Origin of the sequence: Actinokineospora spheciospongiae (assembly GCF_000564855.1) — a bacterium.
In the GTDB taxonomy this organism is placed as follows: Bacteria; Actinomycetota; Actinomycetes; order Mycobacteriales; family Pseudonocardiaceae; genus Actinokineospora; species Actinokineospora spheciospongiae.
On record NZ_AYXG01000016.1, the window covers coordinates 35,463 to 55,144 of the forward strand.

Consider the following 19,682-nt stretch of genomic DNA (forward strand, 5'->3'; position numbering starts at 1 on the left):
CCCGGCTCCGCGAGCGGGCCGATGGTCGGCCCAGCGAGCAGCCCAGCGCTCCGTCCAGCAGCCGGTCCCGCAGGCGGCCAGGCAGGCGATCCGGCGGCCAGTCCCGCACCCGGCCCCGCGACCGGCTCGGCCCCCGGCCCGGCGGTCAGTCCCGTAGGCGGCGCGGCAGGCGGTCCGGCAGCCAGTCCAGCGCCCAGCCCGGCAGCCGATCCGGCGCCCTGCCCAGCGGCCACTCCAGCACCCGCCCCGACGGGCGACCCGGCACCCAGCCCAGCACCCGGCCCGGCAACCAATCCGGCACCTGGTCCGGCGGGCAGTGCGGTAGGCGGCTCGGTGGGCGGGCAGGCGGTCGGGTGGGCGATCGGGTCGGTGGCTGTGTCGGTGTCCATGGTGGTCATCGGTCGCTCCTGGGGTCCACCACGTCGGTGAGGGCTCGGGTGTCGGTCAGCAGGCGGTCGAGGAGGGGCCAGCGGGCGTCCTCCCGGTGACCGCCCCGGGCGGCGTCGTCCACGGCCATGACGGTGGCCAGCCGGGCGGCGGCGTCGTGCCTGCCGTCCGACAGCACCACCAGGGCGCCGCCGAGGTGGGCCCGGCCCAGGGCGGCCAGCGACCAGCGGGCGGCGTGCCCGGCGCCCGCCCGGCACCACGGTGGCCACACGGTCAGCACGGGGTCGTCCGACGGGGTGAAGAAGGCGTGCGAGACCGCACCGCCCGACTCCGCCTCGCCCACCCCGACTCGCTCGCGCACCTCAGCCCCCTCAGACCGGGACCCGCTCGACGGCCGGGGTGCCCGGCCACCACAGGTCCTCGGGGTCGAGGTCGGTCGCGGTGTACTTGCCCAGCGCGCTGATCAGCAGCCGCGCCTCCAGCGCCAGGCACTCGGCCAGCCGCACCAGCCCAGCCCGGGGGTCCTCGGCGACGGCGAGCAGCGCGGCCCGGCCCAGCCCGGCGGCGGTGGCGCCCAGGGCGAGCCCGCGCACCACCCGGCTGCCCTCCCACATCCGCCCGGTGACCAGCAGGCACCCGGAGGGTGGGCCGATCCGGCGCAGGCACTCGGCCAGCGGGAGCCCCACGTGCCGCAGGAACGCCGTCGGCGCCCAGCCGGTGCCGCCCTCGGCGCCGTCGACGGTCACCGAGTCGGCGCCCGCGGCCCAGGCCACCTCGGCGGCGCGGGCGATGTCGCGGCCGGGGTGGAACTTCACCCACACCTTGGCGCGGGGGAAGTTGTTGCGCATGAACCGGATCTGCTGGCGCACGATCTCCTCGGTGAACGTGCCGGGGGTGGCGCAGCGCAGCCGTTCCCCGGAGCCGAACACGTCGTGCATGGAGAACCGGTCGGCCAGCCGGGTGGCCTCGGCGGCGTCGAGGACGGTCATGCCGCCCAGGCCCGGCTTGGCGCCCTGGCCGATCTTCAGCTCGAAGGCCAGCCGCCCGGTTTCGAGCAGTGGGGCGGCGGCGGGTGAGCTGTGGACGAGGTTCCACACCTCGGAGTCGGCGTCCTCGGTGCTCTGCTGCACCACGACCCCGCCGAGCCCGTCGGCCACCGCGTCCAGGTACGCCTCGATGCGGGCGAGGATCGGCGAGCCGCCGAACCCGTGCACCGGCACCATGTTCTCGCCGATCACCATCGGCACGCCGAGCTGCCCGGCCTGGGTGCTCGCGGCGACGCCGAGTTCCCGGCTGCCCAGTTCCGTCGACCCGAAGGCGGACAGGAACACCGGCAGCGCCGAGCGGAACCCACCGACCACAGTGGACAGGTCCACGTCGGTGTGCTCCGGCTCGCGACCCAGGTCGATCAGCTTCTCCAGCCGCCGCGGCATGAACACCGGTGGCACCAGCCGCGCGGCGTCCAGGTCGTCCACCGGGCCCGCGGCCGGGTCGGGGACCGCGCCGAACATCGCCCGGCCGTAGCCGGCGGCGGGCGGGAACGCCTCCGCCGTGCCGTTGCGGGCCCGCGCGCGGACCTGCTCCTCCGGGAACCCGGCTGCCGTGGCACCGGTCGTCATCGAACTGCCGGGGGTGCTCACGGCGTCGCCACCCCCGGCAGCTTCGGGTAAGCGCTGACCTGCCACAGCGCGTCCAGCCCGGTGAGGAAGCGGACGAGCCGCTCGACGCCCATGCCGAACCCGGCGCTGGCCGGGATGCCGTCGCGGGCGGTGTCGAGGTACCACTTGTACTTGGCCGGGTTCTCGCCGCTCTCCCGCATCCGGGTGACGATGGTGGCGTAGTCGGCCTCGCGCTCGCTGCCGCTGACCAGCTCGCCGAACCCGCCGTGCGCGATGAGGTCGAAGTTGCGCAGCTCACCGGGGCGGTCGGGGTCCTCGCGGTCGTAGAAGCCGCGCGAGCCCTTGGGGTAGCCGGTGACGAAGAACGGCCGCTCCGCCTTGTGCGACAGCATCTCCTCGCCCTCCCAGTCGATCTCGCCGTCGGGGTTCTGCGGGTGCCCGACCGACACCAGCCGCTCCACGGCCTCGGTGTGGGTGATCCGGTCGAACGGCCCGGCGAGCAATTCGGTGAACGACTCCCGGTCGCGGCCGAGTTCGCGCAGCACGTCCGGCACCGCCCGCCACATGTGGTCGACGACGTGGGTCAGCAGCCCCTCGGCCAGCGCCATCGCGTCGGCCCGGGTGGCGCCCGCCACCTCCACGTCGATCTGGTGGAACTCCACCAGGTGCCTGCCGGTGCCCGCGGTCTCGGCCGGTTCGACGCGCACGTTCGGGGCGATGTAGAACAGCTTGCCGAACCCGCGCAGCGACGCCTGCTTGTAGAGGATGGCGCTGGTCATCAGCTTGTACCGGTGCCCGTAGAAGTCGACGTCGAGCGCCTTGGCGCCGCGCCCGCCGGGGTCGGTGACCGGCCCGATCAGCGGTGGCAGCAGCTCCTGGAAGCCCTGGGCGCGCAGGTGGTCGCGCGCGGCCTGCAACGCCTCCTGCTGCACGCGCATGGCGGCCGCGGTCGACCGGGCGGCGAGGTGCTCGCCGAGCGGGGCGAGCGGGGACTCGTGGGACATGTCTCCTCCGGGTTATCGGTCGAACGAGCGGGCGACGTGGGTCAGGGCGGTGAGCAGACGGTCCGAGGTCAGGGCGCTGTCGGGCTCGGTGGGGACGATCGGCATGGCGCCGACGGCGGTCCAGCGCAACCGGCCGTCGGCCCCGACGGTGCTGCGCGACTGCCCGGCGTTGTCCGGGTGCAGGCAGAACGGGACGTCGAGCAGCCCCCGGGCGAACGCCTCGGCGAACGCCCTGCCGAGGTCGTCGTCGAGGTCGAGCACCGCCTCGACCAGGGCTTTCGCTTCACCGAGGATGCCGGTGTCGGCGGTGGTGGCGGTAGGGACGGTCTCGCGCGCCGCCGTGGCGGCGACCTCCAGCGCCTGCACGTTCTCGGCGATGGTGGGAATCCGGTGCGCCTCGGCGACGGTCTTGACGATGAGCCGCTCGGTTCCGGTGCGCGCTGCCAGTTCCGCGGACGCCTGGAGCAGCCTGAGCGCCCCGCGCCGGGTGGTCGGGTAGACGCCCATGTAGCCGTAGAGGACGACGTGCCAGTCGGTGCCTGCCGGGAGGTACCGCGCGGCAAGGGTCCTGAGCGCGCGGATCGCCTCTTCGTCCTGGGCGGGGTGGGTCTGCTGGGCGTAGCTGAGGGACACGCTGGTGATGCCGTACCGGGTGAAGAACAGCGCTTCGAGCACGCTGACCGCCACGAGCAGCCCGGGTGGGCAGAGCTGCCCGAGCAGGCAGCCGCCGAAGCTCTCCAGGTGCGGGGTGTCCGCGCGCTCGGCGAGCAGTTCGCACGTCTCCCGCCAGTTCGCGATGGATTCGCGGATCGGGGTGCGCCCGTAGGGCAGGCAGTAGGAGATGGGGCCGCCCTCGGTGGCGTCGAGCCCGGCGGCGGTGAGGGCGCGGACGATGTCCTGCGGCTGCGCCGAACCGTGCCGCACCTGCACGGGGAACCCGCTGTCGCGGATGCCGTCGAGGAGGGCCGCGGTGGTCTCGGTGCTGTGGCTGACGATGGGGTAGCCGTTGAGGGGCGCCCGCTCGCGCAGCGCCTTCGCCGCGGCCTGGTGGTCGCCGACGCGGGTGTAGCTGTCCAGGGTCAGCGTCCCCACGGTGGTGGCGTCGGCGTCGCGGGTGGCCCGGAGCCCGTCGCGCATGGCGACCGGGTCGCCGAAGCCCATCCTGGGCTGCACCACCAGGCTTGCGGCCCGCTTGACGAACCGCCCGAAGCTCACGAGGCCACCGCCTGCGGCAGCCGCAGGAACGCGTCGAAGGCGGTGAGGTCACCGTCGTCGAACACGGCGTCGAAACCCGCGCGCAGCAGGGCGTCGGTCCGGTCGGCGTGCCTGCGCCCGTCGACGCCGAGCTTGCCGCCGAGCACGATCCGCGGTCGCGGGGCCCGCGGCCGCAGGGCGGTGATGGCGGTGAGCCCGTCGGTGAACCCGTGGCCGTTGACGCTGCTCAGCACGACCAGCTCCGGGCACAGGGCGGTGGTCTCGGCCACCAGCAGCGCGTCCGGCACGCAGGGGCCGAGGTTGACCACCCGGTGGCCGCGCTCTTCGCAGAAGAGCTGCAGGAAGATCAGGTTCCAGGTGTGCGAATCCGACGCCGTTCCGGCGACCAGGACGTCACAACCGCTCCGCGAGGACATGCGGCAAAACTAGGTTCGCCGCCCCGGCGCGGGCGGTAGTTGCACCGGCAGTATTCAGGCAGCCTGCCCGGCCCACAGCTCCCGGTACATGATGTGCAGGCCGACCGGCCCCGCCGTGGCGTGGTGGTACCCGCCGGGCAGCGTGGCGATGACCTCGAACCCGAGCGAGGTCCACAACCGGACCGCGGCCGTGTTGGTCGACACCACGGCGTTGAACTGCATGGCGGTGAACCCCGCGGCCTCGGCCTCGACCAGCACCCGCTCCCCCAGCGCCCGCCCGATGCCCCGACCGGCGTGCGCCGGGTCGACCAGGAAGCTCGCGTTGGCGATGTGCGCGGCCGGACCGGCGTGGTTGCGGGCGAACCGGGCGCTGCCCACCACCGCCTCCCCGTGCACGGCGACCAGGGTCCGGGCCGGGCTCGGCGCCATCCACAGCGCGCGGGCGTCCGGCTCGGTCAGGTCGCGGTCGAGGGTGTAGGTCTCCCCCGCGGCAACGATGTCGTGCATGAACGGCCAGATGTGCGGCCAGTCCTCGGCCACCGCGGTTCGGATGCGCATACCCCTCACTCTCGTTCCGGACCGCCCTGCTCGCCACTGGATTTCCGATAGGTGCGGGTTTCCGCGTAGCCGCGGAACCCCAGGTCCCGGTAGAACGCCTTCGCCTCGTCCGTGATCGGGTACACCACCGCCTCCACGGCCCCGGTGTCCCGCAGGGCGTGCAACGCGGCCAGGCAGACCGCCCGCCCCAGGCCGAGGCGCCGGTACCGCGCGACCGTGCCCACGGGCTCCAGCTCGCCGACCCGGTTCACCTCGTCCGGCCAGATCAGGCACTGGGCGGCCACGGTGCCGTCCGCCGCGACGGCCGTCCAGTCGAGCTCGGCCCGGTAGGGCCAGGCCGCCATCACCTGCCGGTAGCTGTCCTCGGTGACCCGGGACGGGTGCCAGACCGAGCGGTGGCAGGCCACCCTGGCGGCGACGTCCCCGACCGGCGCCAGGGTGAACCCGGGCGGCGCCACCGCGGCGGGCAGCTCCACCAGGGAACGGGCCAGGTACTGGAAGGACGGGGCGTCCACCCGGTGGAAACCCCCCGCCACGAGACCGGTGATCACGTGCTCGGCACCGTCGAGGACCTCCACCTCGCTCGGGTCCGCCCACGCCAGCACCTCGGCCACCAGCTCCGGCGCCTCCGGGTCCACCAGCAGCGACAGCGAACCCGGGGCGTGCAGCCATCCCCACGCCACCACCCGCCCGTCGCGCTCCCACAGCGCGGTCGGCCACTCGGGTTCACGGCCCAGGTGTTGGAAGCGCTGCCAGGCCAGGTCCCCGATGTGCCACTGGCTGCGGTGCGACCAGGTCCGCTGGACCAGCTCCTGCATCAGCCGCAGGTCCGCCGGTCCCGTGTAGGGGCGCATGGTGGAGTTCTACCCCAGGACGCCCGCGGGCGTCCTGGGGTTTTCCGGACCTCAGGCGTACTGGGCGACCAGGCTCTTGGGGCGCATGTCGGTCCAGTTGGCCTCGACGTAGGCCAGGCACTCGTCGCGGGAGGACTCCGGCAGGGCGGTGGCCCAGCCCGCCGGGACGGTCACGAACGACGGCCACAGGGAGTGCTGGCCCTCGTCGTTGACCAGGACGAGGTAGGTGGCGTCGGTGTCCTCGAAGGGGTTCGACATGGTGTGCTCCTTCAGTTCTCGGTGTTCGGCTGGTTTCAGTGGGTCGAACGGGTGCTCAGCGGGTGAGCTGGGTGGGGACGATCCCGGCGAGGGTTTCGCCGATGGTGGTGAGCGGCGCCGGGTCGGCCAACCCGAGGTGGGTGGCGTCGACGTCGACGACGGTGAGGGCACCGGTCAGGTGCGGGTGCCAGCGGTCGGGGGCGGGCCCGTCGCCCCGGGTGGCGCGGAAGAGCAGGGCGCCGCCGGTGACCAGGCGCGGGGTGTGGGCGCGGAGCAGGGCGGTGTGGGTGGCCGCCGCGCGGACGAGGGTGGTGACCTCGCGGTGGTCGAAGTCGGCCAGGACCGGGTCGCGGTCGCGCAGGGCCGTGGCCAGGGCCGCCGGGTCGGTGTCGGTGATGGAACCCGGGTCCTCGAAGAGGGCGCCGAGGACGTCCGGGGTGATGGTCTCGGTCAGCTCGGCGGGAGCGGCCGAGATCGTGGCCGTGTGGGCGCCGGGGAGGTCCAGGGGCACGCCCCCGGCGGCGGACCCGGTCGGGGCCTGGGCCGGGTAGGAGTCGAGCAGGGCGAGCAGGTCGACGTCCTCCCCGACCTCCTGCAACTGGGCCGCCATCTCGTGGGCGACGACCCCGCCGAAGGACCAGCCGAGCAGCCGGTACGGGCCGTGCGGCTGGACCCGGCGGATGAGGGTCAGGTAGTCGGCGGCCATCTCGGGGACCGAGCGGGCCACGTGGTCGGGGTTGGTCAGGGCCCGGGTCTGCAGGCCGTAGACCGGCTGGTCCGGTCCCAGGTGCCGGGTCAGCCCGGCGTACGGCCAGGCCAGCCCCATCCCGGGGTGCACGCAGAACAGCGGGGTGGCGGTGCCGCCGCGGCGCAGCGGCAGCAGGGTGTCCAGGGCCCGCCCGTCGGCGAGCGGCGCGTCCGCCAGCGCGGCCAGCGCCGCCGGGGTGGGCGCCCGGAACAGGTCGCGCACCGCGAGTTCGGTTCCCAGCGCGGCTCGGACGCGGCTGACCAGCCGCACCGCGAGGAGCGAGTGCCCGCCCAGGTCGAAGAACGCGTCGTCGACACCGACCTCCGCCAGCCCCAGGACCTCGGCGAACAGGTCGCACAGGATTCGCTCGCGCGGGGTCCGGGGCGCCCGGCTGACCCCGGTGCAGACCGCGGGGGCGGGCAGTGCCCGCCGGTCGGGCTTGCCGTTGGGGGTCAGCGGCAGTTCGTCGAGCACCACGAACGCCGAGGGCACCATGTACTCCGGCAGCGCGGCCGCCGCCAGCGCCCGCAGCCCGTCGACGTCCACGGTGGACCAGGCGGCGGTCACGTAGGCGACGATCCGCTTGTCGCCGGGCCGGTCCTCGCGGACCAGCACGACCACCCCACCGACCTGCGGCGAGGACGCCAGCACCGACTCGATCTCACCGGTCTCGACGCGGAACCCGCGCAGCTTGACCTGACCGTCGACCCGGCCGAGGAACCGCAGCTCCCCCGAGGTCGACCAGCCCACCCGGTCGCCGGTGCGGTACATCCGCGCCCCGGCCGGGCCGAACGGGTCGGCGACGAACCGGTGCGCGGTCAGCCCCGGCTGCCCGAGGTACCCGCGGGCCACCTGCTCACCGGCGATGTACAGCTCACCGACACCGCCCAGCGGGACCGGGAGGAGCCGGTCGTCGAGGGCGTAGAGCCGGTTGTTGTCCAGCGGGATTCCCAAGTGGACGCTGTCGACCGCGCGGGTGTCGGTGCCGAACCGCTGGTGGCTGGAGGCGAACGTGGTCTCGGTGGGGCCGTAGCTGTGCACGACCACGGTGTCCGGGCAGTGCGACAGCACACGTTGCAGCGTGGCCGGGGCGACCACGTCCCCACCGGTCCACACCTCACGCAGCCGGGCCAGCGCGTCGAGGTGCTCCTCGGCCATCAGCGCGAACAGGCCCGCGGTGAAGTAGGCGGCGGTGACGTCGCGCTCGGCGATGACGGTGGCCAGGTGGCGCAGGTCGGCGCCGTCGCCCCCGGCGACCACGAGCGACCCGCCGGTCAGCAGCGGCACCCACATCTCGTAGGTGGAGGCGTCGAACCCGAAGGCCGAGTGCACCAGCATCCGCCGGTGGGTGTCCGGGTCCCAGCACTCGTCGTGCGCCAACTGCACCACGTTCCGGTGGGTCACGCCGACGCCCTTGGGGCGGCCGGTGGAGCCGGAGGTGAACATGATGTACATCAGCGAATCCGCGCCGACCGGGATCGCGGGAGCGGGAGCCGGGGTCAGGGCGCCGAGTGCGTCCAGCAGCACCGAGGCGCCGGTCTCGGCCATGATCGTGCGCAGCCGCGCCTCGGGCACCCCGTCCGGGATCGGCACGTACGCCGCGCCCGCCTTGAGCACACCGAGCACGGCCACCAGCAGCTCGGCGGTGCGGTCCATCCGGATAGCCACAGCCGACCCCGGGGTGACCCCGTCGGCGATGAGCCGGTGCGCCAGCGCGTTGGCCAGCCCGTCCAAATCGCCGAAGGTCAGCGACCGGGTCCCGTCGCACACCGCCACCTCGTCCGGGGCGGCCTGGGCGCGGGCGGCGACCAGGTCGTGCACGCAGCCGTCCGGGACCTCGACCGGGGCCCGGTTGAACCCGGTGACCAGTCGCGCCCGCTCCCCCTCGACCAGCAGGTCCACCTCGCCGACCCGCAGGTCCGGGTCCGCGGCGACGGCGTCGAACAGCAGCCCCAACCGCCGCACGAGCAGTTCGACGGTCTCCCGGTCGTAGAGGTCGGTGGCGTACTCCACCGTGCCGCGCACCCCGCCGCCCGGGGTTTCCCGCACCGCCAGCGTCAGGTCGAACTTGGCCACGGTGGCGGCGAACGGCTCCTCGACCGCGTCGAGCGCGGCGTCGGCGGCCTCGGCGTTGTTCTGCAGCACCAGCATCACCTGGAACAGCGGGTGGTGCGCGGTGGACCGGACCGGGTTCAGCGCCTCCACGACCGCGTCGAACGGCAGGTCCTGGTGCTCGTAGGCGGCCAGGTCGGCGTCGCGGACCCGGTCCAGCAGCTCGGCGAACGTCGGCTGCCCGGCCACGTCGGTGCGCAGCACCAGCGTGTTGACGAAGAAGCCGACCAGGTCGTCCAGCGCCTCGTCCAGGCGCCCGGCCACCGGGGTGCCGATCGGGATGTCGGTGCCCGCCCCGAGCCGGGACAGCACCGCCGCCAGACCGGCCTGCAAGACCATGAACACCGTGGCACCGCGGCCCGCGGCGACGCGGCCGAGCCGGACGTGGGTGTCGGCGTCCAATTCGAACGGCACGACGTCGCCGCGGTGGGAGGCGACCGCGGGGCGCGGCCGGTCGGTCGGCAGCTCCAGCACCGGGGGCGTGTCGGCCAGGGTGGTGCGCCAGAAGTCGAGCTGCGCGGCGGAGACCCCGTCGAGCAGGTCCCGTTGCCAGAGCGCGTAGTCGGCGTACTGCACCGGCAGCGGCGCCCACCGCGGCGCGTCCCCGGCGAGTCGGGCGGCGTAGGCGGTCGACAGGTCGCGGGTCAGCGGCGCCATCGACCAGCCGTCGCCCGCCACGTGGTGCAGCAGCAGCACCAGCACCGACGAGTCGCCGTCGCCGAACAGCCACGCCCGGATCGGGATCTCCCCGGACAGGTCGAAGGTGTGCGCGACCGCGGCGTCCACGCACCCGGGTTCCAGTGTGGACACCGAGAGCACCGGCGTGACCTCCTCAACCGGCAGCACGACCTGGAACGGCTCGCCGTCGACCGACGGGAACACCGTCCGCAGCACCTCGTGCCGGGCGATGACGTCGCCGAGGGCCGCCCGCAGCGCGTCGGCGTCGACCGAACCGGGCAGGCGCAGCACCACCGGCACGTTGTAGGAGGAGCTGGACTCCTCCATCTCGGCGAGGAACCACAGCCGCCGCTGCGCCGCGGACAGCGGCAGCACGTCCGGCCGGGCCACCGGCACCAGCGCGGGCCGCACCGGGGCACCGGACAGCTCACCGACCCGGACGGCCAGCCCCGCGGGGGTCGGCGCGCGGAACAGGTCGCGGATCGCCACGTCCACCCCGAGGGTGGTGCGGATGCGGCTGATCAGCCGGACCGCGAGCAGCGAGTGCCCACCGGAGGCGAAGAAGCTGTCGTCCGCACCGAGCGCGGGCAGCCCCAGCACCTCGGCGAACAGCCCGCACAGCGCTTCCTCGCGCGGCGTCCGGGCCGCCCGGCCATCCACCTGGTGGGTGGGGGCGGGCAGGGCGCGGCGGTCGAGCTTGCCGTTGGCGGTCAGCGGCAACGCGTCGAGCAGCACGAACGCGGCCGGGACCAGGTGGTCGGGCAGGGTCAGCGCGGCGTCGGCCCGCAGTCGCTCCGGGGTGATGTCGGAGCGGGGCACGCAATAGGCGACCAGGCGCTTGTCGCCTGCGGTGTCCTCGCGGACGACGACGGCGACCCTGGCCAGGTCGGGGTGGGTGGCGAGCAGGGCCTCGACCTCGCCCGGCTCGACCCGGAAGCCGCGGATCTTGACCTGGTCGTCGGCGCGGCCGAGCAGTTCGACCACCCCGTCCCCGGTCCAGCGGGCCAGGTCGCCGGTGCGGTACATCCGGTCGCCGGGCCCGCCGTGCGCGTCGGCCACGAACCGCTCCGCCGACAGCGCGGACCGGCCCAGGTAGCCGTCGGCCAGGCCGGTGCCCGCCACGTACAGCTCGCCCACCACACCGGTCGGGACCGGGCGCAGCCGCTCGTCGAGGACGTAGGCGCGGCGGTTGCCCATGGGCAGCCCGATCGGCAGCGGGTTGCCGCCGGTCTGCGCGGTGACCTGCTGGGTGTGGGTGAAGACCATGCTCTCCACCGGCCCGTACCCGTGCACCAGCCGCAGGTCGGGGAACAGCGCGCGGGCCCGGTCCACGTGGTCCAGCGACGGCTTGTCGCCCCCGGTCACGACCTCGCGGACCCGGGTGAAGACCTCCGGGTACTCGTCGACCACCAGCGCGAACAGCCCGGCCGACAGCCACAGCGTGGTGATGCCGTGCGCGGCGACCAGGTCGGTGATGCGGTCGGGTTCCGGGCGCTGGCCGGGTTGCAGCACGCAGGTGCCGCCGTTGAGCAGCGCACCCCAGAACTCCAGGGCGCCCGCGTCCCAGGACACCGGGGCGGCGTGCAGCCACACCTGGTCGGGTCCGAAGTCGACGAAGTCCTGGCCGGTGAGCGTGCCGACGAGCGAGCGGTGCGAGGCGAGCGAACCCTTGGGGCGCCCGGACGAGCCGGAGGTGAACATGACGCTCGCGGCGTCACCCGGGTCCCCGGTGCCCCCGAGCCGGGTGGGGTCCTCGTGCGCGGCGTCGGCCACGGCGATCGCGGGCAGGCCGAGGGCGAGCCGGTCGGCGGCGGTGACCAGCAGCGCCAGGTCGGCGTCGGCGGCCATCGCGATCAGCCGCTCGTCGGGGAACTCCGGGTCGAGCAGGACGTACCCGGCGCCGGTCTTGAGCACCGCCAGCATCGCCACGGCCAGGTCGGTCCCCCGGTCGAGCAGCACGCCGACCAGCCGTCCGCGCCGGGCACCGCGCGCCGCCAGGTGCCGGGCGAGCCGGTTGGCGGCGGCGTCCAGTTCGGCGTAGGTGGTGCTCCGCCCGTCGAAGACGAGTGCGGTGGCGTCGGGGTTGTCGTCGACCCGCCGTTCGAAGACCTCGTGGACACGCAGGTCCGGCGCACCGGTCTCGGACGACTCACCGATCCGGGCCCACTCGGCGTCGGTGAGCACGTCCACGTCGGCGACGGAGCGGCCCGGGGCGGACAGCACCGCCTCGAACAGCGCGGTCAGCCGGGCCGACAGGATTTCCGCGGTCGCCCGGTCGAACAGGTCGGTGGCGTACTCGATGCCGCCGGTCAGGCCCGCCTCGGACTCCGCCACGGCGAGGGTCAGGTCGAACTTGGCCACCCCGGGCCGCGACGCCTCCTCGGCGACCCGCAGCCCGGTGAGGCCGGTGTCCGCGGCAGCGTTGTTCTGCAACACCAGCATCACCTGGAACAGCGGGTGGTGCGCGGTCGAGCGGGTCGGGTTGAGGGCTTCCACGAGCTGGTCGAACGGCAGGTCCTGGTGTTCGTAGGCGGCCAGGTCGGCGTCGCGGACCCGGCGGACCAGCTCGGCGAAGGTGGGGTCGCCGGACACGTCGGTGCGCAGGACCAGGGTGTTGACGAAGAACCCGACCAGCTCGTCGAGCGCCGCGTCCAGCCGCCCGGCGACGGCCGCGCCGATCGGGACGTCGGTGCCCGCGCCGAGCTTCGACAGCAGCAGCGCCAACCCGGCCTGCACGACCATGAACGCGGTCGCGCCGGTCTCGGAGGCCAGCGCCCGCAACCGGGCGTGGGTGTCGGCGTCGAGTGCGAACGGCACGACGTCGCCCGCGTGCGAGGCCACGGCGGGCCGGGGCCGGTCGGTCGGCAGGGTCAGGACCTCGGGGGCACCCGCCAGCTCCCGCTGCCAGAAGTCGAGCTGCGCGGGCTGGAGGTCGGTCAACAGGTCGCGCTGCCAGAGCGCGTAGTCGGCGTACTGCACCGGCAGCGGCGGCAGGTCGGCGGCGGTGCCGGAGTACGCGGCGGCCAGGTCGCGCAGCAGCGGGGCCGTGGACCAGCCGTCGCCCGCGATGTGGTGCAGCAGCACCACGAGCACGTGCTCGGCCGGGGCGACCCGCAGCAGCGTCACCCGGATCGGAATCTCCCCCGCCAGGTCGAAGGTGTGCGCGGTGGCGGCGTCGACCGCGGCCACGACGTCCGTGCAGTCGGCGACGGTGACGATCGGACGGACCTCCTCGACCGGCAGCACCACCTGCATCGGTTCGCCGTCGACCGACGGGAACACCGTTCGCAGCACCTCGTGCCGGGCGACGACCGCGCCGACGGCGGCGGTCAGCGCCGCCACGTCGAGCGCGCCGGTCAGCCGCAGCACGGTGGAGACGTTGTAGGAGTGGCTGGAACCCTCCAGCTCCGCCAGGAACCACAGGCGGCGCTGGGCGGCGGACAGCGGCAGCACGTCCGGGCGCGGCTGCGGGACCAGCGCGGTGCGCACCGGGGCGCCCGCCAGCTCACCGACCCGCGCGGCCAGGTCGGCCACGGTCGGGGTGCGGAACACGTCGCGCACGCCCAGTTCGACGCCGAGCGCGGCCCGGACCCGGCTGACCAGGCGGGCGGCGAGCAGCGAGTGCCCGCCGACGGCGAAGAAGTCGTCGTCCGCGCCGACCTCGGCCAGACCCAGGACCTCCGCGTAGAGCCCGCAGAGGATTTCCTCGCGCGGGGTGCGCGGGGCGCGGCCGGTGGCGGTGAACTCGGGGGTGGGCAACTGCCCGCGGTCGAGCTTGCCGTTGTTGGTGATCGGCATCCGGTCCAGCAGCACGACCGCCGCGGGCACCAGGTGCTCGGGCAGCGCGCCCGCCGCCCAGGTGCGCAGGTCGCGGCCGGAGACCGCGGCCCGGGGAACCACGTAGGCGACCAGCCGCGCCGGTTCCCCCTCGGTCTTCCAGGCCACCACGGCGACCTGGGCGACGGCGTCGTGCTTGGCGAACGCGGCCTCGACCTCCCCGGGCTCGACCCGGAACCCCCGGATCTTCACCTGGTCATCCGCCCGACCCACGAAGTCCAACACCCCGTCAGCGGTCCACCGGGCAAAATCACCCGTGCGGTACATCCGCTCACCGGGCTCCCCATGCGGATCAGCCACGAACCGCTCCGCCGTCGTACCGGGCCGACCGGCATACCCACGGGCCAGGCCGACACCGCCGAGGTACACCTCGCCCACGACACCGGGCAGGACCGGCCGCAGGTGGGCGTCGAGCACGTAGGCGCGCTTGTTGACCACGGCCCGCCCGACCGGCACCGAGCCTTCGACGTCGGCGGGCACCACGTGCGTCGTGGTGAAGCCCATCGACTCCGCCGGGCCGTACCCGTTGGCCACCACCAGGTCCGGGAACCGGGCGAGCACCCGGGCGACGTGCACGGCGGAGGCCGCCTCACCGCCGGTGAAGGCGATCCGCACGCCCTCGAACGCTGCCGGGGTCTCGTCGACGAGGAAGTTGAACAGGCTGGAGGACAACTGGAGCATGGTCACCCCATGCTCGCCCACCAGCCGCTCCACCACCGCGGGCTCGGGCCGCTGCCCGGGGTGCAGCACGCACAGCCCGCCGAAGGCGAGCGCCCCCCAGAACTCCAGCGAGAAAGCGTCCCAGGAGACCGGGGAGCACTGGAGGAACACCTCGTCGGGGCCGAAGGTGGCGTAGTCCTGGCCGAGCAGGCTGCCGACCAGCGCCCGGTGCGATGCCACCACGCCCTTGGGGCGGCCGGTGGAGCCGGAGGTGAACATGACGCAGGCGACGTCGTCGGGCGAGATCGGCAGGTTCAGGTTCGCCTCGGACAGCGCCGGGACCCGGGCGATGTCGAGGGTCGGTACGCACACCCGGGCGGCCGATGTCGAGTCGGTGACGACCACGCCGACCCCGGTGTCCTCGACGACCACGGCGAGCCGCTGGTCGGGGAAGTCGGGGTCGAGCACGGTGTAGCCCGCGCCCGCCTTGGCCACCGCGACGACGGCCACGGCGAACTCGACCCCGCGCTCCAGCAGCACCCCGACCACGTCACCGCGCCGGACACCGTGCGCGAGCAGGTGCCGGGCCAGCCGGTTCGCCCGGGCGTTCAGCTCGGCGTAGGTGACCCGGGTGCCGTCGAAGGCGAGCGCGTCGCCGGTGGTGTGCCGCTCGACCAGGTCGACCAGCGTGACCTCGCCGAGGGAGACCGGCGCCGGGTTCCACCCGTCGAGGACCTGCCCGCGCAGGCCCGGGGTGAGCACGTCGAGCCGGTCGACCGGGCGGGTGGGGTCGGCGGCGAGCTGGTCGAACAGGTGCGCCAGCGCGTCGGCCACCCGCAGCACGGTGGAGCGGTCGAACAGGTCGGTGGCGTACTCCAGCACACCTTCCACGCCGTGCGCGGTCTCGTGCACGGCCAGGGTCAGGTCGAATTTGGCCGCGCCGGTGGTGAACGGCACGTCGGTCGCCGCCAGGTCCGCGAAGGGCGCGGGCGCCGGGGCATCGTTGAGCAGGAGCAGCACCTGCACCAGCGGGTGCCAGGCCAGCGAGCGGGTGGGGTTGAGCGCCTCCACCAGCGACTCGAACGGCAGGTCCTGGTGATCGAAGGCGGCCAGGTCGGCGTCGCGGACCCGGGCGACCAGGTCGGCGAAGCCGGGGTTGCCGGACACGTCGGTGCGCAGCACCAGCGTGTTGACGAAGAAGCCGACGACCTCGTCCAGCGCGGCGTCGGTGCGCCCGGCCACCACGGTGCCGATCGACACGTCGGTACCCGCTCCCAGCCGCGACAGCAGCAGCGCGAACCCGGCCTGCAACACCATGAACGGCGTCGCCCCGGCTTCGGCGGCGATCCGGCGCAGTCCGGCGTGGGTCTCGGCGGAGAGGGCGAACGGGACGGTGTCACCGCGGAAGGTCGGCGCGGCCGGGCGGACCCGGTCGTGCGGCAGGGCCAGCACCTCCGGGGCACCGTCGAGCGCGGTCCGCCAGAAGTCGAGCTGCCCGGGGCCGATGTCGGCGAGCAGGTCGGCCTGCCAGAGCGCGTAGTCGGCGTACTGCACCGGCAGCGAAGTCCACTGTGGAGCGCCCCCGGCGCGGCGGGCGGTGTAGGCGTCGGCGAGGTCGCGCAGCAGCGGGCCGGTGGACCAGCCGTCGGTGGCGATGTGGTGGACCAGCAGGACGAGCACGTGCTCGGTCGGGCCGACCGCGAACAGCCAGGCGCGGACGGGCAGTTCGGTGGCCAGGTCGAAGGTGTGCGTCAGCGCGCGGGCGACCTCGGCGGGCACGGCCACGGCCGGGCAGTCGCGCACCAGCAGGCTCGGCGCGGCGTCGAGGAGCACCTGCCTCGGCTCGCCGTCCACGGCCGGGTACACCGTGCGCAGCGCCTCGTGCCGGGCGACGACGTCGCCGAGGGCGGCGGCGAGCGCGGCGTGGTCGAGCAGGCCGGTGATCCGCTTGGCGACCTGCACGTTGTACGACGTGCTCGGCCCCTCCATCCGGTTGGCGAACCACAGGCGGCGCTGCGCCGACGACAGCGGCAGCACCTCCGGGCGCTCGGCGGCCACGACCGCCGGGCGGACCGGCAGCCCGGCCAGCTCGCCGACCCTGGCGTCGAGACCGGCCGGGGTGGGTGCGCGGAACAGGTCCCGGACCGCGACCTCCACCCCGAGCACGGCGCGGATGCGGGCCACCAGCCGGACCGCGAGCAGCGAGTGCCCGCCGACCTTGAAGAAGTTGTCGGTGGCGGCGACCGGCCTGCCCAGCGCCTCGCCGAAGAGCCCGCACAGGATCTCCGCCCGCGGCGACACCGATCCCGCGACCGCGACTTCGGCGGCCTGCTCCACAGCCACCCGCCTCCGGAACGCCGACCGCTCGGCCTCGGTCAGCGGCACCAGGTCGTCCACCGGGGCCTGGGCGTCGCCCATCGCGGTCAGCAGGCGCAGGTAGATCCCGGCGAACGCCTCGACGGTCGCGGCGTCGAACAGGTCGGTGGCGTACTCGAACCAGACGGCCAGCCCGGACCCGGTCTCGGTGCAGGAGATGGTCAGGTCGAACTTGGTGGCGGTCAGCCGCGCCTGGTCCAGGGTGACCGCCAGCCCACCGAGGGTCAGTTCGGCCTTGGCGGTGTTCTGCAGGGTCAGCATCACCTGCACCAGCGGGTGCCACGACGGCGAGCGGTCCGGGTTGAGCCCCTCGACGAGCAGGTCGAACGGCAGGTCCTGGTGGTCGAACGCGGCCAGGTCGGCGTCGCGGACCCGGGCCAGCAGCTCCCCGACGGTCGGGTTGCCGGTGGTGTCGGTGCGCATGACCAGGGTGTTGACGAAGAACCCGACCAGCTCGTCCAGCGCGTCGTCGGACCGCCCGGCGACCGCGGTGGCGATCGGGACGTCGGCACCGGCGCCCAGCCGGGACAGCAGCAGGCCCAGGCCCGCCTGCAACGCCATGAACAGGGTCGCGCCGGACTCGGCGGCCACGGCGGTCAGCCGGGCGTGCGCCCGCGCGTCGAGGGTGACCGCCAGGCCCGCGCCGCGCTGCGTGGGGGTCTGCGGGCGGGGGCGGTCGGTGGGGAGGTGGACCACGGTGGGGGCGCCGTCGAGGGCGGTCCGCCAGAAGTCGAGCTCGGTGGCGGCGGACCGGTCGAGCAGGTCGCGCTGCCAGAGGGTGTAGTCGGCGTACTGGACCGGCAGCGGCGCGAACCGCGGCGCGGCGCCGAAGCGGCGGGCGTCGTAGGCGGTGGCCAGGTCGCGCAGCAGCGGCGCCAAGGACCAGCCGTCGGCGGCGATGTGGTGCAGCAGCAGGACGAGCGTCGAACCGGTCAGCAGCGCCCGCACCGGCAGCTCACCGGCCAGGTCGAACGGCAGGTTCGCGAACGCCTCCACCTCGGCGGAGTCGTCGACCACCAGTTCGGGGCGCGCCTCGGGCAGCACGAGCTGGCACGGCTCGCCGTCGGTGGCCGGGTAGAGCGTGCGCAGCACCTCGTGCCGGGCCACCAGGTCGGCCAGCGCCGACTCCAGCGCCACCGCGTCCACCGGCCCGCCGAGCCGCAGCACCATCGGCAGGTTGTACGAGGAGCCGGAGCCCTCCATCCGGTCCACGAACCACAGTCGGCGCTGCGCGTAGGACAGCGGCAGCACCTCGGGGCGCTCGGCGGGCACCAGTGCCGGGCGCACCGGGGCGCCGGACAGCTCGCCGACCCGGGCGTCCAGGCCGAGCACGGTCGGCGCCCGGAACAGGTCGCGCACCCCGACCTCCACGCCGAGCACGGCGCGAATCCGGCTGGTCAGCCGCACCGCGAGCAGCGAGTGCCCGCCGTGCCGGAAGAAGTTGTCGGTGGCCGCGACCGGCCGCCCGAGCGCCTCGGCGAACAGGCCGCTGAGGATCTCCTGGCGCGGGGTCAGGACGTGCTCCCCCACCACCGCCTCCGGCGCCGACAGGGACTCGACGAGCCGCGCCGACTCCGCCCGGACGGCGGCGCGGTCCGCGACGAGCAGCAGGTACTCCTCCTCGGTGACCACCCGGGCGTCGCCGATCCGGGTGCCCGGCGCGGTCACCATGGTCCGCAGCACCCGGGCGAACACGTCCGCCACCAGGGCGACGGTCCACTCGTCGAACAGGTCCGTCGCGTACTCGAACCACAGCTCGACCCCGGCGGGCGCCCCGGTCGGCCCGAACGCCTCCGCGCAGGACACCGACAGGTCGAACTTCACCGATTCCAGCCGCGACGGTTCCTCCACCGCGGTCAGCCCGGGGAAGTCCACCACGGCCGCGGCGTTGTTCTGCAACGTGAGCATCACCTGCACCAGCGGGTGCCAGGCCAGCGAGCGCACCGGGTTCAGCGCCTCCACGACCAGGTCGAACGGCAACTCCTGGTGCTCGAACACGGCCAGGTCGGCCTCCCGAACCCGGCCGAGCAACTCGGCGAAGGTGGGGTCGCCGGAGGTGTCGGTGCGGGTGACCAGGGTGTTGACGAAGAACCCGACCAGGTCGTCGAGCGCCTCGTCCCCACGACCGGCGACCGCGGTGGCGATCGGGATGTCCTGACCCGCGCCCAGCCGGTCCAGGGCGACCGCGAGCCCGGCCTGCAACGCCATGAACAGGGTCGCCCCGTGTGAACGCGCCAACCCGAGCAGACCGGCGTGCAGGTCGGCGTCGAGCGCGTGGATGACCCGGCCGCCCCGGCTGGTGGGGGACGCGGGGCGCACCCGGTCGGCGGGCAGGGCCAGCACCGGGGGTGCCCCGGTGAGGGCGTCCCGCCAGAAGGCGGACTGGACCTCCGCCAGCGTCCCGGAGTCCTCTTCGGACTCCAACACGTCCCGCTGCCAGAGCGCGTAGTCGGCGTACTGCACCGGCAGCGGTTCCCACCCGGGGGCCGTGCCGGTGCGGCGGGCTGCGTAGGCCTCGGCCAGGTCCCGCAGCAGCGGGGCCATGGACCAGCCGTCGGCGGCGATGTGGTGCAGCAGCACGACCAGCACGTGCTCCTCGGCCGCGACCCGGAACGCGGTGGCCCGCACCGGGAGGTCCGCCGCGAGGTCGAAGGTCGAGTTGGCGAACTCCGCCACCCTCCCCGTGGCCTCGTCGGCGGAGCACTCCTCGACGGTGAAGGCGGGCGCGGTGGCGGGCAGCACCCGCTGGAGCGGCTCGCCGTCGACCGCCGGGTAGACCGTGCGCAGCACCTCGTGGCGCTCGACCACGTCGGCAAGTGCCGCGGCCAGCGCGCCGGTGTCCAGCGCGCCGGTCAGCCGCAGCACCACCGGCACGTTGTAGGACGAACTGGGCCCCTCCAGGCGGTTCACGAACCACAGCCTGCGCTGCGCGTAGGACAACGGGATCATTGCCAACTCCT

Annotated in this window: 10 protein-coding genes; all 10 read right to left on the reverse strand. The window is 74.4% G+C overall.

Annotation, left to right across the window (positions count from 1 at the left end):
• Positions 1 to 145 precede the first annotated feature (145 nt).
• Complete coding sequence (locus tag UO65_RS36495) at positions 146 to 289, reverse strand: hypothetical protein (protein WP_161784406.1); 144 nt, start codon at positions 287 to 289, stop codon at positions 146 to 148.
• Between the two features lie 105 nt (positions 290 to 394).
• Positions 395 to 748, reverse strand: coding sequence for a hypothetical protein (locus tag UO65_RS02010; protein WP_146241369.1), 354 nt, complete (start codon positions 746 to 748; stop codon positions 395 to 397).
• 10 nt (positions 749 to 758) lie between these two features.
• Positions 759 to 2,027 carry a glutamate synthase-related protein gene (locus tag UO65_RS02015; RefSeq protein WP_233427402.1) on the reverse strand — a complete coding sequence of 423 codons (1,269 nt, stop codon included), beginning with the start codon at positions 2,025 to 2,027 and terminating at the stop codon, positions 759 to 761.
• Entirely contained in the window at positions 2,024 to 3,010 is a 987-nt protein-coding gene (locus UO65_RS02020) for an asparagine synthetase A (RefSeq protein WP_035278151.1), read from the reverse strand. Before UO65_RS02020 ends, UO65_RS02015 begins: the two co-directional genes overlap by 4 nt.
• Before the next feature lie 12 nt (positions 3,011 to 3,022).
• Positions 3,023 to 4,225, reverse strand: coding sequence for a methylaspartate mutase (locus UO65_RS02025; RefSeq protein WP_035278153.1), 1,203 nt, complete (start codon positions 4,223 to 4,225; stop codon positions 3,023 to 3,025).
• Positions 4,222 to 4,641, reverse strand: a complete 420-nt coding sequence (locus UO65_RS02030; RefSeq protein ID WP_035278154.1) for a cobalamin B12-binding domain-containing protein — start codon at positions 4,639 to 4,641, stop codon at positions 4,222 to 4,224. The genes UO65_RS02025 and UO65_RS02030 overlap by 4 nt, the downstream gene beginning before the upstream one ends.
• A 54-nt stretch (positions 4,642 to 4,695) precedes the next feature.
• Positions 4,696 to 5,199 carry a GNAT family N-acetyltransferase gene (locus UO65_RS02035; RefSeq protein ID WP_035278155.1) on the reverse strand — a complete coding sequence of 168 codons (504 nt, stop codon included), beginning with the start codon at positions 5,197 to 5,199 and terminating at the stop codon, positions 4,696 to 4,698.
• 5 nt (positions 5,200 to 5,204) lie between these two features.
• On the reverse strand, positions 5,205 to 6,053 hold the full coding sequence (locus UO65_RS37810) for a GNAT family N-acetyltransferase (RefSeq protein ID WP_052020481.1): 849 nt from the start codon (positions 6,051 to 6,053) through the stop codon (positions 5,205 to 5,207).
• Between the two features lie 51 nt (positions 6,054 to 6,104).
• Positions 6,105 to 6,311: an MbtH family protein gene (locus UO65_RS02045; protein ID WP_035278156.1), complete on the reverse strand. Its 207-nt coding sequence runs from the start codon at positions 6,309 to 6,311 to the stop codon at positions 6,105 to 6,107.
• A gap of 55 nt (positions 6,312 to 6,366) precedes the next feature.
• Positions 6,367 to 19,671, reverse strand: coding sequence for a non-ribosomal peptide synthetase (locus tag UO65_RS02050; protein ID WP_052020483.1), 13,305 nt, complete (start codon positions 19,669 to 19,671; stop codon positions 6,367 to 6,369).
• Between the last annotated feature and the right edge of the window lie 11 nt (positions 19,672 to 19,682).

Bases quoted from the DNA above. Each gene is read 5' to 3' on its own strand.
- UO65_RS02030 (WP_035278154.1), bottom strand. From the start codon at position 4,641: ATGTCCTCGCGGAGCGGTTGTGACGTCCTGGTCGCCGGAACGGCGTCG.
- UO65_RS02035 (WP_035278155.1), bottom strand. From the start codon at position 5,199: ATGCGCATCCGAACCGCGGTGGCCGAGGACTGGCCGCACATCTGGCCG.
- UO65_RS02045 (WP_035278156.1), bottom strand. From the start codon at position 6,311: ATGTCGAACCCCTTCGAGGACACCGACGCCACCTACCTCGTCCTGGTC.
- UO65_RS37810 (WP_052020481.1), bottom strand. From the start codon at position 6,053: ATGCGCCCCTACACGGGACCGGCGGACCTGCGGCTGATGCAGGAGCTG.
- UO65_RS02020 (WP_035278151.1), bottom strand. From the start codon at position 3,010: ATGTCCCACGAGTCCCCGCTCGCCCCGCTCGGCGAGCACCTCGCCGCC.
- UO65_RS02050 (WP_052020483.1), bottom strand. From the start codon at position 19,671: ATGATCCCGTTGTCCTACGCGCAGCGCAGGCTGTGGTTCGTGAACCGC.